Origin of the sequence: Luminiphilus syltensis NOR5-1B (assembly GCF_000158175.1) — a bacterium.
In the GTDB taxonomy this organism is placed as follows: Bacteria; Pseudomonadota; Gammaproteobacteria; order Pseudomonadales; family Halieaceae; genus Luminiphilus; species Luminiphilus syltensis.
In genome coordinates, this window is record NZ_DS999411.1 from 807,079 (window position 1) to 821,463 (window position 14,385).

Below are 14,385 nucleotides of genomic sequence, written 5' to 3' on the forward strand. Positions count from 1 at the left end.
CGAGTGTCGAGGGGCGAGAGGCGCAATCTGCTGGCCGCTCTTTTGCTGCTCGCAGTCACTATCAGTTGTGCAGCCTTTGCTCAGGATCGTACCGAAGGCGGCCGATCAGAGAATTACGTCGTTCGCCTTGTTCAGCTTGTTCAGACCATTGAGCTGCAAAACGAGGTGCTTTACGGGTCAGCATCACAATATGTTTATACCGGAGACACGTTTTGGCTCGACCGCTATCGGTCCGCCACTGAAAATTTTGACGCCGCGCTGGGAGAACTCGAACGCGACTACCAGTCCTCGGATCAGCTAGCCATGCGCCGTCTTCTTGAAGCCGCCGATTCGCTTCACGGCATTGAGAGTCGTGCCTTTGATGATTATGACGCCGGGAGGCTTGAGGAAGCCCAGGCGCTGATGTCCTCACGGGAATACCGCCGCAACTGGGACAAACTGTCCAGTGCCGTCGATACGCTGCGGGAGACGGCAGAGCATCTGATCGAATCCGGACTGGTACTCGATATGAACTGGCAGCCGCTGGTGCTGACTGAAAAGGAGCGGCGATGGATTGAAGAGAATCCAGTGATTCGCGTGGGTCGCGAGATGGATTGGGCCCCGCATCTGTTTATAGATGATCAGGGCCGAGTCAAAGGGACTATTGTCGATGTCCTCGATGCATTGCGGCGCAAGACCGGCCTCGAGTTTCAACTGACGGATCCGGTGCGTAACCCCATTCTCAAGAGAAAACTGGTCGATGGGGACATCGACCTGATACCCGCAGTTACCCAGGTGTCTTCGCGATTGCAAGGTCGGCTGCTTACCAGTCATTACATGAACCTTGAAATCGCTGCTTATGTGTTGGCTGAATCCCCCTTAAATGGGGTGAATCAGCTGTATGACAAACGCATCGCTCTGCCCGAGAACGCTCCAAAAGACGGTCTTATTCTGGATGCGTTCCCTGACCTGAACGTAGTCAGCGTCAAATCGGTGGCGGTGGCGCTGGATCGGCTTGAGGCCGGAGAAGTTGATGGCATTCTTGCGACGAAAAGTGCTGTGCTGAAAGAAGCCGATCGTCGTGGCCTACAGAATCTGCGGGAGCTGGGAACGGGTAATTCCCTGATGCCAATCCGCATGGCGGTACGCCAGGAACAACCCATCCTGCGGGACATCCTGTCGAAAGCGATCAGCTCGCTGACAAACGGCGAGCGCAAGACAATTATGAGCAGGTGGGTCGATGCCGAGACCCTCGCAGCATCGAGCTCCACCCTCAAGCTAAGTCCTGAAGAGTCTGCCTGGCTGCGTAATCACCCTGGCATGCTTCTGGGCCGGGATGCCAACTGGCCACCCTTCGAATTTGTGAATAACCGGGGTGAATACACGGGTATCGTCGCTGAATACGCGCGGGCGGCAAGCAGTGCCCTGGGGGTGAGGTTCAATCCTGTTCGTGGCTTGAGCTGGGAGGATGTCCTGAAGCGTGCCCAGCGCAAGGAGGTCGATATTTTTGCAGGCCTGACCCGCACCGCGGAACGCGAATCCTACCTGTTGTTTTCCAAGCCCTACCTCAGTATGCCCACGGCGGTATTAACCCTCGATGATGCCCCTGATCTGTTGCGGGTCAGCGACCTCGGCGATCAGTCCATAGGGGTCGTAGGGGGATACGCAGTTGAGGAGTGGGCCCGGGACCGTTACCCCGAAGCCAATTTTGTTGCGGTGGCCTCTGTTGCCGAGGGCCTAAAGAAGGTTGCTCGCAAAGAGCTTGGAGCTATGCTCGCCAACCAATACTCAGCGGCGTACATCGTCGATGAACTGAATCTGGAAAATATTCGGGTCAACTTTCGAACAGAATACAGTTATCAACTGGCTATGGGTGTCCGCAATGACTGGCCCGAACTGATCCCCATTCTGAACCGGTTAATAGACAATATTTCACCGGCAGCACGCGCCGAATACCGGGCACGATGGATTGGGGCTGATGTCGCTGAGTCGACGGACACCCTATCGGGCCAGGGCAGCGGTTCACTTGATGAAAGCAGCCTTTTACCGCGCCTCGAAAATATTCTGCTGGCAATTGGCCTCATTCTAATTTTTATGGGGGGCTTCTGGTGGTTGAGTGGTCGCGGCGGCGATATACAGAAGCTCTATCAATCCGGCCGACTCCGCTATCTGACGCTGTTTGCAGTCATTGGTGTTGTGGCCTTTACGTTCCTTGCAGCCCAGTATGCGTTAACTCGACAGGAGCGCATCGTCCGCGCCCGGGCCGCTGATACCCTGGCCACGGTGGCGAGGGCCGCATCGGAGTCCATGCAGCGCTGGGCGAGAGCGGAAATGCGGCTCGTCAGCCGGCTTGCCAATGAGCCTTTTCTGGAGACCGTATTTACTATGCATTCATCTGCGCAGAATGGCTTTGTCGAAGGGGTCGAGAAGCAGCGAGTACTCTCGGATCTCATCCCCTCAAGAGAAGACGCCTCACGCCTAACAGTTCTGCTCCGCGATGGCACATCGGTCTTTGACAGTGACCCCGGGCTTAGCCATCTGATGCCCGAGCTACGCCAAACAGTTTTTGCAGGCAACACCACTTTTATTCCTCCCCGGCGCCTGACCGACGAGACCGGTGCCTCCCGTAGCGAAATGTATTTTGCAGCGCCTATCATTGATCACGCCGGTCGTCCCATAGCAGCAGTCGTCGCCACAGTTGATCCCGGTGCTGAGTTCACCTCAAGTCTGGGCAATGCGGTGGTTGGGCAGAGCGGTGAAACCTACGCATTTGACCAGAGCGGATTAATGCTTTCGAACAGCCGCTTTTCAGAGCAACTGGCCGAATTAGGACGGCTACCCAAGGGCGGCTCAACAGTGGCATACCTGCGACTGACCGACCCGGGTGGCGATCTGACAGAGGGATTTACGCCCAATCGTTCTCCCTCCAGATGGCCGACAACGGCAATGTTTCAGGCCGCCCTGCAGCGCGAGACGGGGGCCATTCCTGATGGTGCCCGGGATTATCGGGGTCGTCGCGTGCTGTCGGCATGGGTCTGGGTTCCAGAGCTTGATATTGGCATCGCTGCGGAAATCGATGAGTCAGAAGCTCTTGATTCATATGTGCTTGCCGAAAACATTCTTTATGCGGTGCTGGGGATATCACTGACCTTGGCGCTGAGTCTTCTTGGGCTCACAACCTGGGTCGCCTCCAGGGCCAATAAGGCGTTGCTGCTTGCGCGTGATGAGCTCGAGGACAAGGTAGAGGCCCGCACCGAGGAGCTCAGCGAGAGCCGGTATCTTTTTCAGACGGTGCTCGATAATTCCCCCGCGGCGATTTCAGTTAAGGACCTCGATAGCAGATACTTGCTTGTCAATAAGATTTGGAGGCAAGTGATGTCCCTGACCCGGAGTGGAGTGGTTGGCTTCACAACCCGTGAACTGCTTCCTGCAGAACTCGCTGAGAGGTCGGAACAGGAAGATAGTGCCGTCGTCGAATCTGGAGATGTTATTCAGGGTCAAGCACGAATTAAGAACGCCGAAGGGGAAGTGCGAGTTTTCCTTTCTTACAAGTTTCCGGTCTTTGATGCCAAAGGAGAGTGCTTTGCAGTGGGCTCGGTGCTGTCAGACGTCACCGAACTGAACCATGCCATGGAGATCGCCGACGACGCCAATCAGGCGAAAAGTGATTTCCTCGCCAACATGTCCCATGAGATCCGCACGCCGATGAACGCCATTATCGGCATGTCCCACCTCGCACTGCAGACAGACCTCACCAGCAAGCAGCGCAACTATATTGAAAAAGTGCATCGCTCGGCAGAATCGCTGCTCGGGATTATCAACGATATTCTCGACTTTTCGAAGATCGAGGCAGGAAAGCTCGATATCGAGGCAGTGGACTTCCGTCTCGACGATGTAATGGACAACCTGGTAAGTCTTGTTGGCCTCAAAGCGGAGGATCATGGTCTCGAGCTGCTCCTCGATGTGCCGCCGGATCTGCCCACCGCGCTCATTGGTGACCCGTTACGGCTAAGCCAGATCCTTATCAACCTTGGCAATAACGCCGTTAAGTTTACTGAGGATGGTGAGGTCGTGGTTGCTGTGCGGGTTGAGGAGGAAAGTAACGCAGAGGTCCGTATGCACTTCAGCGTGCGGGACAGCGGTATCGGCATGAACAAGGAGCAACAGTCGCGGCTTTTCCAGTCCTTTTCTCAGGCTGATTCTTCGACCACCAGGAAGTATGGCGGTACAGGACTCGGTCTCGCCATCAGTAAACAGCTCGTCGCGATGATGGATGGTGAGATCTGGGTAGAGAGTGAGCCGGGAGTTGGCAGTGATTTCCAGTTCACGGCCTGTTTTGAGAAGCAGCAGGGTGAAATACCCGAGCCGACCGTTGCTCCCGACGATCTCGGACCGCTGCCAATCCTCGTTGTTGATGATAATCAGTCGGCCCGGGAGATCCTCGCGGCGATACTCGAATCTCTTGGTTTTCAGATCAAGACCGCGTCCGGGGGCAGGCAGGCCGTTGAGATGATCAAAGCGGCTGACGCAGACGAGCCCTTCAAACTGGTGATGCTCGACTGGCGCATGCCGGGGCTGGATGGCGTCCAGACTGGCCAGTTGATCCAAGAGGATACAACCCTAAAAAATCAGCCCAAGATCATAATGATCACGGCCTTCGGCCGTGAGGAAATGCAGGAAGGCGCCGGTGGTCTCGCAATCTCTGGATTTCTGACGAAGCCTGCTACCGCATCTTCGCTACTCGATGAAATCATGAGGGCAATGGGTAGAGAGGTCGCAGAGAACCCGCGGGGCGGAGACAGAAAGCAAGCGGTTAAAGAGTTCGCCGCTGAGTTGCGCGGGGCTCAGGTGTTGCTGGTTGAGGATAACGAGATTAACCAGGAGCTGGCGGTGGAAATCCTCACAACCCATGGTATGACTGTTCAGGTGGCCAATAATGGCCAGGAGGCCCTCGACCTGATTGCCGCGCACCAGTTTGATGGGGTGCTAATGGATTGCCAGATGCCCGTTATGGACGGTTATGAGGCGACACGTCATATTCGTAATAACCCAGCCACAAAGGACCTTCCCGTACTGGCAATGACCGCCAACGCCATGGTGGGTGACAAGGAAAAAGTCATCGAAGCGGGCATGAACGACCACATCGCCAAGCCTATTAATCTCGCGGACCTCTTCAAGACCATGGCGAAATGGATCTCCCCTGCCAATCCAGTCGCCGAACCCGAAGCGAGCGCAGAACTACCGATAGAAGAGGAAGCGCTGCCCGAGCTCCCGGGTATTGACACCAACCGGGGCCTCGGTACTACCGGTGGTAATATGAAGCTGTATCGACGGTTATTGGGTAAATTCCGAGACGGCAACGTTAACTTCGAGAAGGAATTTTCAGCAGCCCTCGATGCGGGAGACCAAGACACTGCGACCCGCCTTGCCCACACGCTTAAGGGGGTGTCAGGTAATATTGGTGCATTAGAACTGCAGGCGGAGGCCGGCAAGCTTGAACATGCCTGCGATGCCGGAGAACCTAATAACGCGCTGCGGGAACAACTGGTCTTTGTTCAGTCGTTATTGGCCCAGGTGCTTGTGGGACTCGGGCCGATCACCGCGCCTGAGGAATCGGCAACCGCCAACGGTTCTGGGCGTTCACCTGAAGAGATCAAAGCGATTCTGGGCAGGTTACGGGATCTTCTCGAAAACTTTGATACTGAAGCGTCGGATGTCGTCGAAGAATTGTCGGTTGAACCCTCATTAGTCCTACATAAGCCTCTGCTCAAAAAGGTAAATGCTGCCATGGAGGAATATGATTTCGATGCAGCGCTAGAGTACCTGGATGCACTTGATACTGCTTTGGCCTAAGCACAAAGCGGCTCTGTGAAAATCTTTCCATTGCCACTTCTATAGATACTTTCCTAAAGATGCGCCACAAAAAAGATAGGAGCAAGGATATGAATGACAGCCGAAAAACCGTACTTGTAGTCGACGATACCGCGGAGCAGATTGCGCTGATGAGCGGCATATTGAACTCGCATTACCGGGTTGAAGCGGCAAAAGATGGCGAACGAGCGCTGAAGATCGCCGCAACGGAGCCCCAGCCTGACGTGATTCTTCTCGATCTCCTTATGCCCGGAATGACTGGTCGAGAAGTACTGTGGCATCTCTGCAGTGATCCGATGACCTTTGAAATTCCCGTCATCATTGTTTCGTCAGCAGGGGTGGAGGCACTTGGCGAGGATCTCAAGGGCTCATATTACGCAGCGCTGCAGAAACCCATCAATCCTGAGGCACTTCTGGAAACCGTGGCGAAAGCTCTCAGCCCATAACCCGTAGTTCCCCGCCTTCGCAAAGTGGCAGCCTCCCGCTGGCGATGTCTCCAGCGCTGATAGCCGCAAGCTCAGTCATTGGCATCTGATACTTTTGGCTCCTGATCTTGCTGCACCGTATCGACTTGCGTATCACCATAATCCAGCCAGCGATCCATGATGCTCGCCGCAACCAGATCACCGGCGACGTTCAGCGAGGTCCGGCACATATCCAGAATTCTGTCGACCCCCATAATCAGCGCAACGCCCTCCGCGGGGATGCCAACCGTAGTGAGTACCATCGCCAGGATAACAATACCGATGCCCGGTGTACCCGGTGATCCCACCGCCGCACCGACTGCCATAGCGACAACGAGCAGCATGCCGCCCAATCCGATATCGATGCCGTATACCTGGGCAAGAAACATGGCCGCGACGCCCTGATACAGCGCTGTCCCGGTCATGTTGATCGTGGCACCCAGTGGAATAACAAACTGGGCAATAGAGGGCCTCACCTGAAGGGATTCCTCGGCGGTTTTGATCGACAGAGGCATCACCGCGGCGGAGCTCGAGGTCGAAAACGCGAGCAGTAACAGTTCGCGGGATGCCCTCAGGAAAGCGACGGGACGCTGCCGTCCAAAGAGCGCAAGCAGCACCAGATACACTGCGAGCATCAGCAGAAGCCCCGTAATGACGGTAATGACGTAAAACGCCATGCTCGCGAGGGCGGAAAAACCAATCTGGCTTGTCAGCCTGGCCATAAGCCCGAAAACCGCCAACGGCGCCAGACGCATTGCCCAGCGAACCACCGTCATACAGACCTGTTGCAGCGACTCGAGCAGGTCCAACAATGGGCGTGACTGCACCGGCGGCATGGAGACCAGCGCCACCCCCATGACCACGGAAAAGAGCACGACTTGGAGCATCTCTCCCTGTGCCATGGAGCTGAGCGGATTTCCCGGCAACAAACCAACCAATGCCTGCGGTAAATCTGCAACGCCCGGAACCGCAGTGACCGGCACGTCCGGGGCTCCACTGTCGGCTTTAGCGACGGTCCCTGCCAGACTACGACCGGGTCCAAGAATGGCGGCCAATGCGAGGCCAATGGACGCTGCAACGGCAGTCGTTACGACAAAGAATCCGGTCACCCAGAGCCCCAGGCGACGCAACTGCTCGAGGTTTTCGCTGGCAGCCAATCCACGGATGACGGACGCAAAAACCAGAGGCACCACAATCATCTGGATCACCGCCAGAAACAGATGACCGGGTAGTGCGAGCCAGTTGCCAACCACCAGTCCGGTGCTCACAGACACGAATCCGGCCCCCGGGCCTAGCAATATGCCGACCAGAAGGCCCGCAAACATACCCAACAACACCTTCAGCCAAAGGCGCCCTTCGACCAGTGAAACCAGATGCGAATTCAGGTACTTGAGGGAGCGGGGGTTGAGATATTCGAGATAACCCAATGGCTGACGAGAGAACGACATATTGACCACCCGATGACTGGTGCTGGCAAAAGGATTTACTGAGCGGTCTTCAGTGGGGGGCGCTGGTCGCTCTAAACTCGGCTACCGCCTTGAGCAGCTGGCGTATGGTGATCTGCCCGATAAGCTTGCCATTTTCCACCACCGGCCGGCGCCGTTTGTTCTGGCGCAGCATATCTTCGGCAACATCGACAATGTCTTCTCCCGGATGCGCAATCACCAGATTTTCCGCGGTCATGTAGTCGCTAACCGGCCCAAAATTATGTTCGTTGTAAATCGCGGCCAGTACCGCGCGCAGGCAATCCATCTCGGAGAGTACCCCCACGAGACTGCCGTCCCCCTCTATCACGCACAGACCGGAGATCTTATTTTCACTGATCTTTTTCATCGCCTCGAAAACGTTGTCCGTCGGCTTAACGGTCACCGGATTTTTCAACATGTAATCGCGGAGGTTCACAGACTTCAGCATAATTATTCTCCCGACGCCGGCGGCGCCTGCTGCTAAAACATCCCTCGAATGTACTCCATCAGGGCCTGCGGCACGATGCCAAGGCCCAGTATAGCCACAGTCAATAACAGCGCGACGGCGCGCATGCCCCCATCCATGGTCCAGGTAAGTTCGTGCTCCGCGGGCTTCTGGCTCATCTGGAAAATCACCCGCAGGTAATAATAGATACCAATCGCGCTGCCGAGTACAAGCGCTGCCAACAACACCCAGTGCGACCCCGAGACCGCTGCCGCAAACAGGTAAAACTTGCCGATAAAACCTGCAGTGAGTGGAATGCCCGCCAGGGACAGCAGCGCTACCAGCATCAATATGGCGAGCATCGGATCGCGCCAGAACAGACCGGACAGATCTTGGACCTCAGCGTGGTCCTGACCCTCCCCGCCCGGATTGACCAACGCCAAAAGACCGAAGGCGGCGATGGTTGTCGGCACGTAGGCGACCAGGTAGAAAACCGCCGCCTCGCCGGCGAGCGCCCGGTTTACCGGATCAGCGGCCACAGTAAAGATAATCAGTGCATAACCGATATGAGCAATCGATGAGTAGGCGAGCATGCGCTTCACATTGCGCTGCAGCAGTGCCAGTAAATTACCCACCAGCATGCTCAACACGGCGAGCACGCCCAGCACCTCAACCACGCCTGGCAGATCGAATAATTGCGCGTCGAACAGGAAGCGAATCAGTGCGACGAACGGCGCTGCCTTGGCCACAGTGGCCAGGAAAGCGGTTACCGGAGCCGGGGAGCCCTCATAAACATCGGGCGTCCACAGGTGGAACGGCGCCGCAGACAACTTAAAGCACACTCCCGTTATCACGAGCACCGTGGCGATGGCCGTTACCGCACTGCCCAATGTTGCGCTCTGCAAACCCGCACCGATCTCAGGAAACGCCAGGCTGCCGGTCGCCGCATAGAGCAGCGCAAAACCAAACAATAAGGTGGCCGACGCACCGCCCGAAAGGACCAGATACTTGGTCGCCGCCTCTGCCGCCGGCGCCACACGGGACGGGTAGGCGATCAACGCATAAAGGGCAACAGACATCAGCTCGAGCCCTAACAGCAGTGACGCCACATGGCTGGCATAGGCCAGCACCACAGCGCCCAGGGTCGCCAGCAACAGTAGAAGATAGTACTCATCGCCCTGGTCGCTGAGACCCGGCAGATAATCTCGGGACAGCATGACGCACAGGGCCGCGGAGGCGCAGAACAGCGCGGCGAACAGGCGCGCCATATCATCTGCCTGGAGCAGCGGTGTGACCGCCTGCCCAATGCCCGGCTCCGGGCTTCCGATCCAGACGGAAGACGCCAATGCCGCTATCAGTACCAGCAACGTCGAGAAGCGTGTCAGCTCGGGCGAACGCCGCGCCGCGACCTGCAGCATGACCGCCGTTGCGCCCACACCGAGCACGATTACCGGCATGATCAGACTGAAGTCAGCAGACGGCGTCATGGGGCGACTCCGGCGACAAGGGTATTTGCCGGCAGCAGGTTGGACACGCTCTGCACCGCGGGTGCCGCCAGGTCGAGTATCGGCTGCGGGTAAAGACCCATCCACAGCAGCGCCACCATCATGACGGCCATAGTGGTCATTTCGCGGACACCGAAATCAGCCATCTGCCGATCGTCGTCGGGCTGCCCCTGGAAGGCGCTTTGCATCAACCACAGGGCATAGATCGCCGCGGTCACCATGCCCACGGCGGCCGCCGCTGTCATCCACGGTGCTACGGCAAAGAGACCGAGCAGCACCAGAAATTCGGCCACAAAATTGCCGAGTCCAGGCAGGCCCAGCGAGGCGAGCACAAAAAACATCGCGCAGGCGCCCATGCGCGGTGCCTGCTGCCAGAGCCCACCCATCTTGCGCATATCACGCGTGTGCAAACGGTGCTGCAATGCACCGGCCATCATGAACAGCGCCGCGGTGCTGACCCCGTGGGTCACCATCTGCATTACCGCGCCCTGCAGTGCCAGCTCGTTGAAGGCGTAAACGCCCAGCAGTATGAAGCCCATGTGGCTAACGCTCGAATAGGCCACGAGACGCTTGAAATCGGTCTGCGCAAAAGCCAGTAACGCGCCATAAATGATACCGGCAACCCCGAGCAGCATGGCCACCGGCGCCAGGGTCTGCGACGCCTCGGGAAACAGCGGCACGGTGAACCGAAGCAGCCCGTAGGCACCGGTTTTCAAAAGAATACCCGCCAGCAACACGCTGCCCGCGGTCGGTGCCTGGGTGTGTGCATCGGGCAGCCAGGTGTGAAAAGGAAAGCCCGGCAGCTTGACCGTAAAGGCCAGGAAAAATCCGAGCATCAGCCAGAACGCGAGCTCCGGAGGCAGATCGAGCCCCAGCAGATCGCCGTAGCTGAAGCTGAGCTTGCCGGTCAGCGCCGCGCCTTGCCACGCCAGGACCACAATGGCCAGCAGCATCAGCAGACCCGATACCTGCGTAAAAATGAAGAACTTCATGGCCGCGTAACCGCGGTTTTCGTGGCCCCAGATCGCGATCAGGAGGTACATGGGTACCAGCATCACTTCCCAGAAGAGGAAAAACAGGATCAGATCCATGGCCAGAAACACACCGGCAACGCCGGCGAGTGTCCACAGCAGATTGGCCTGGAAAAAACCGTGGCGCTCCTCGACCTCCGACCAGGACGCCGCGACGGCAATCAAACCCAGTACGAAAGTGAGCACCAGCAGGAGCAGGCTAAATCCATCGAGAGCCAGCTCAAAGGAAATTCCGAAGCGCGGTATCCAGTCGGTCTGGGAGTACAGCAGCCACTGACTGCTTGCCGGATCAGCCAAGGCTGACAGCCCACTGGAGGTAAGCACCAGCAGAACCAACAGGCAGGTCAGCAACGATATCCAGCGCGGCAGGTCAGGATTGACCCGCTCGGCCAGCCAGGCGGCCACACCGCCGAGTAACGGCAGGAAGATCAGCAGTGAAAGGCTCATGGTGCCGACCTCAGAACAATCGCAACCACCGCGATCAGACCGATAACAAAGGTGGTGGCATACCAGCGAAGTTCACCGGTCTGTAGCGCCGCCAGTCCTCGGTGACAAAGCCGGTTCAGGGAAACCACGCCGTTATAGAAGTGATCGATCGGCTCTCCCTGGCACCAGCGGGCCAGCGTCCTGTAGGGAGTCACCAGCAGTAAGTTATACAGCGCGTCGACCCGCCAGCCGGCAAAGAGGAAACCCTCGACCGGAGAATCGCCGCCTGCCTCAGCCGGTGACGAACTCGGACGCCGGACGATGTAGGCGTAATAGGCATAGGCCACGCCCAATAGTGGAACACCAATGCTGATCCACTCGATCAGGTGGGGCACTTGCGGGTGCCCTGCGTCTGGCAGCACACCGTCAAGAGGCTGGCTAATCAGCCCACCCAACAGAGACAGCGCGCACAGGATTAATAGCGGGATGGCCATGGGCAGACCGGGCTTTCGATCAGGCTCGGTTTGCGCCTCGCCAAAAAATGCCACAAACAAGAGGCGGAAACTGTAAATACTCGTGAGCAGTGCGCCGAGGAGGCCGCCCGCCCAGAGCCAGGGGCCGATTCCGGGCGCCGTAAACGCCGACAGGAGAATGCCATCCTTACTGTAGAAACCGGCAGTAAAGGGCAGCGCGGCAAGCGCGGCACTGCCGATGAGAAAACTGAGAAACACCACCGGCAGCCGCGTGCGCAGGCCACCCATGCGGAAAATATTGAGTTCATGATGAAGGCAGTGGCTGACGGCACCGGCGCCGAGGAACAACAATGCCTTGAAGAAGGCATGTGTCATCAGGTGGAAAATACCAAAGCTGAAGGCACCCACACCCAGGGCCAGAAACATATAGCCGATCTGGCTGATGGTCGAGTAGGCCAGAATGCGCTTTATATCCTGCTGCACCAATGCCGCAGACGCCGCCAGCAGCAGCGTGGCCAGACCGACCCAGGCCACTGCAGTCAACGTCGCCGGAGCCAGTAGGAATAGGCCGTGAAGCCGTGCCACCAGATAGACTCCTGCGGTCACCATGGTCGCCGCGTGAATCAGCGCCGATACAGGTGTGGGACCGGCCATGGCATCGGGTAGCCAGGTGTGCAGCGGCAGCTGCGCCGACTTACCCACCGCGCCACCGAGTAGCAGCGCCGTAGCCAGTACCGGCACTGTGCCGCCCACCTCCCAGTTGAGATTCGCCGCTAGCAGCAGCGGCTGGATATCCAGGGTCCCGAGGTCGGTAAAGAGTACGAACAGACCGAGGGCCATGAGGGCATCGCCGACGCGTGTGACCACGAAGGCCTTGCGTGCGGCCGCGCCATTGGCAGGATTCTTGTACCAGAACCCGACCAGCAGGTAAGAGCACATGCCCACTCCTTCCCAACCGAGGAAGAGCAGCAGCAGGTTATCGGCCATCACCAGCAGGAGCATCGAACCAACGAACAGGTTCATGTACGCAAAGTAGCGGCTGAAGCTTTCGTCCTCCCACATAAACTCCACGGAGTACACGTGAATGAGAAAGCCCACACCGGTGATCACCGACATCATCACTACGGTGAGTCCGTCTATGTGGAAGGCAATGGCGGCGCTGAAATCCGCCACCGACATCCAGGTCCATAGGGTCGCGGTAACCACGGTAGGGGTATCGAGATAAGCCAGCAGCTGACCCGCGACCAGCACCGCGGAGAGACCGACCGAGCCCGCCCCCAGCACCGCGCCCAGGGAACGGGGAATCTGCCGGCCGAAGAGAATCAGCAGCGTCGCAGACAGCATTGGGAGTCCCGGGATGGCGGCCAGTGCCAGATTCATTCCTGTAACCTCGTCACCGCGTCCATGTCCAGGGTGCGGTAGCGGCGCTGGATCTGCAGTACCAGACCAAGCCCCACTGCCACTTCTGCGGCTGCCACCGTGAGCACCAGCAGAAACATGACCTGGCCATCCGCCTCCTGCCAGCGTGCACCGGCAGCAATAAACGCCAGCGCCGCCGAGTTCAGCATGACTTCCAGTGACATGAGCATGAACAGCAGATTACGCCGCAGCATGAGACCGCCGAGGCCGCAGGCGAACAGGATGCCGGCAACCAGCAACACGTGCTCAAGGGGTATCAGCAGGCCGTCCATCAGATGTCTCCCGGGCGGTCAATAAAGCGCCGGGCCACATGATAAGCACCGACCAGTGCCGCCATCAGCAGCATGGACGCCAATTCCACGGCGAGCACGTAGGGGCCGTACAGTGAGATACCGACCTCCTTCGGAGATACGCTGTGGCCGGAGGTGGTCACGCCGGACTCGCCGAATACAAGCAACATCTCCACCAACAGCACCGTGGTCAGTAGCCCCGGCACAATCCACAGACGAGCATCGAGCCAGCCGCGCTCCTGTTCCTCTCCGGCGTCACCGAGGTTCAGCATCATGATCACGAATACGAACAGCACCATAATCGCACCGGCATAGATCAGCACTTCCAGTGCCGCTGCAAAAGGCGCACCGAGCATGAAGAACATCACCGCAACGGCGAGCAAAGAAAGTATCAGGTAAATCAACGCATGGGCGGCGTTGGCGCGGGTCAGCGCCACCACCGTCGCAAACACGGCAAGGGCTGCTGTCAGATAAAAGAGCAGCACGGTCATGGCATCAGACTCTTCACATCGATGGGCGGCGCCTCGTTCTTCGCCTCGCCCTTATCCTTGCCGGCGATGGCCATGCCGGCCACACGGTAGTAGTTGTAATCGTGGTACTTACCGGTACCGGCGATCTGAAGATGCTCCTTCTCGTACACCATGCTCTGGCGGTCGTACTCACACATCTCAAAATCCGGCGTGAGCTGGATGGCGTTGGTAGGGCAAGCCTCCTCGCACATACCGCACATAATGCAACGGGAAAAATTGATGCGGAAAAATTCCGGGTACCAGCGACCATCCTCCTTGGTGGCCTGTTGAAGGGCAATGCAGTCCACAGGGCACGCCACCGCGCATAGATTGCAGGCGACGCAGCGCTCTTCGCCGTCCGGGTCGCAGGTCAGCACAATCCTGCCGCGATAGCGCGGTGCCAGGTACGGCTTCTCTTCGGGGTACTGCACGGTTTCCGAACGCGTAAACGTGTGCTGCAGGATGGTCCACATCGTCACGAGCTGGCTGCGAATCGCTTCCCACATC

General features: G+C 57.9%; 10 protein-coding genes. 2 read left to right on the forward strand and 8 right to left on the reverse strand.

The window, feature by feature from the left end:
* The first annotated feature begins 3 nt into the window (after window positions 1–3).
* Window positions 4–5,832, forward strand: coding sequence for a response regulator (locus tag NOR51B_RS14805; protein WP_050759411.1), 5,829 nt, complete (start codon window positions 4–6; stop codon window positions 5,830–5,832).
* 89 nt (window positions 5,833–5,921) lie between these two features.
* The gene (locus NOR51B_RS03630) at window positions 5,922–6,296 is read left to right on the forward strand and encodes a response regulator (RefSeq protein WP_009020672.1); all 375 of its coding nucleotides are present in this window, start codon (window positions 5,922–5,924) and stop codon (window positions 6,294–6,296) included.
* A gap of 71 nt (window positions 6,297–6,367) precedes the next feature.
* On the opposite strand, the gene NOR51B_RS03635 is transcribed toward NOR51B_RS03630, so the two are convergent.
* The 8 genes from NOR51B_RS03635 to nuoI are packed head-to-tail and all read right to left on the reverse strand — an operon-like array spanning window position 6,368 to window position 14,384.
* Entirely contained in the window at window positions 6,368–7,762 is a 1,395-nt protein-coding gene (locus NOR51B_RS03635) for a dicarboxylate/amino acid:cation symporter (protein WP_040481730.1), read from the reverse strand.
* Between the two features lie 49 nt (window positions 7,763–7,811).
* Window positions 7,812–8,228 carry a CBS domain-containing protein gene (locus NOR51B_RS03640; RefSeq protein ID WP_009020311.1) on the reverse strand — a complete coding sequence of 139 codons (417 nt, stop codon included), beginning with the start codon at window positions 8,226–8,228 and terminating at the stop codon, window positions 7,812–7,814.
* A 32-nt stretch (window positions 8,229–8,260) separates the two neighbouring features.
* Window positions 8,261–9,712 (reverse strand): NADH-quinone oxidoreductase subunit N, encoded by a 1,452-nt coding sequence (locus NOR51B_RS03645; protein WP_009019749.1) that lies wholly within the window; start codon window positions 9,710–9,712, stop codon window positions 8,261–8,263.
* Window positions 9,709–11,208: an NADH-quinone oxidoreductase subunit M gene (nuoM, locus tag NOR51B_RS03650; RefSeq protein WP_009020840.1), complete on the reverse strand. Its 1,500-nt coding sequence runs from the start codon at window positions 11,206–11,208 to the stop codon at window positions 9,709–9,711. The genes NOR51B_RS03645 and nuoM overlap by 4 nt, the downstream gene beginning before the upstream one ends.
* Window positions 11,205–13,040, reverse strand: coding sequence for an NADH-quinone oxidoreductase subunit L (gene nuoL, locus NOR51B_RS03655; RefSeq protein ID WP_009019252.1), 1,836 nt, complete (start codon window positions 13,038–13,040; stop codon window positions 11,205–11,207). The genes nuoM and nuoL overlap by 4 nt, the downstream gene beginning before the upstream one ends.
* A complete protein-coding gene (nuoK, locus tag NOR51B_RS03660) occupies window positions 13,037–13,351 on the reverse strand; it encodes an NADH-quinone oxidoreductase subunit NuoK (protein ID WP_009021510.1) in 315 nt (104 codons plus the stop codon). The genes nuoL and nuoK overlap by 4 nt, the downstream gene beginning before the upstream one ends.
* A complete protein-coding gene (gene nuoJ, locus NOR51B_RS03665) occupies window positions 13,351–13,860 on the reverse strand; it encodes an NADH-quinone oxidoreductase subunit J (protein WP_009019750.1) in 510 nt (169 codons plus the stop codon). Before nuoJ ends, nuoK begins: the two co-directional genes overlap by 1 nt.
* Window positions 13,857–14,384: an NADH-quinone oxidoreductase subunit NuoI gene (gene nuoI, locus NOR51B_RS03670; RefSeq protein WP_009021012.1), complete on the reverse strand. Its 528-nt coding sequence runs from the start codon at window positions 14,382–14,384 to the stop codon at window positions 13,857–13,859. The genes nuoJ and nuoI overlap by 4 nt, the downstream gene beginning before the upstream one ends.
* Window position 14,385 lies beyond the last annotated feature (1 nt).

Bases quoted from the DNA above. Each gene is read 5' to 3' on its own strand.
- NOR51B_RS03640 (WP_009020311.1), bottom strand. From the start codon at position 8,228: ATGCTGAAGTCTGTGAACCTCCGCGATTACATGTTGAAAAATCCGGTG.
- nuoI (WP_009021012.1), bottom strand. From the start codon at position 14,384: ATGTGGGAAGCGATTCGCAGCCAGCTCGTGACGATGTGGACCATCCTG.
- NOR51B_RS03635 (WP_040481730.1), bottom strand. From the start codon at position 7,762: ATGTCGTTCTCTCGTCAGCCATTGGGTTATCTCGAATATCTCAACCCC.
- NOR51B_RS03645 (WP_009019749.1), bottom strand. From the start codon at position 9,712: ATGACGCCGTCTGCTGACTTCAGTCTGATCATGCCGGTAATCGTGCTC.
- nuoK (WP_009021510.1), bottom strand. From the start codon at position 13,351: ATGGACGGCCTGCTGATACCCCTTGAGCACGTGTTGCTGGTTGCCGGC.
- nuoM (WP_009020840.1), bottom strand. From the start codon at position 11,208: ATGAGCCTTTCACTGCTGATCTTCCTGCCGTTACTCGGCGGTGTGGCC.
- nuoJ (WP_009019750.1), bottom strand. From the start codon at position 13,860: ATGACCGTGCTGCTCTTTTATCTGACAGCAGCCCTTGCCGTGTTTGCG.
- nuoL (WP_009019252.1), bottom strand. From the start codon at position 13,040: ATGAATCTGGCACTGGCCGCCATCCCGGGACTCCCAATGCTGTCTGCG.
- NOR51B_RS03630 (WP_009020672.1), top strand. From the start codon at position 5,922: ATGAATGACAGCCGAAAAACCGTACTTGTAGTCGACGATACCGCGGAG.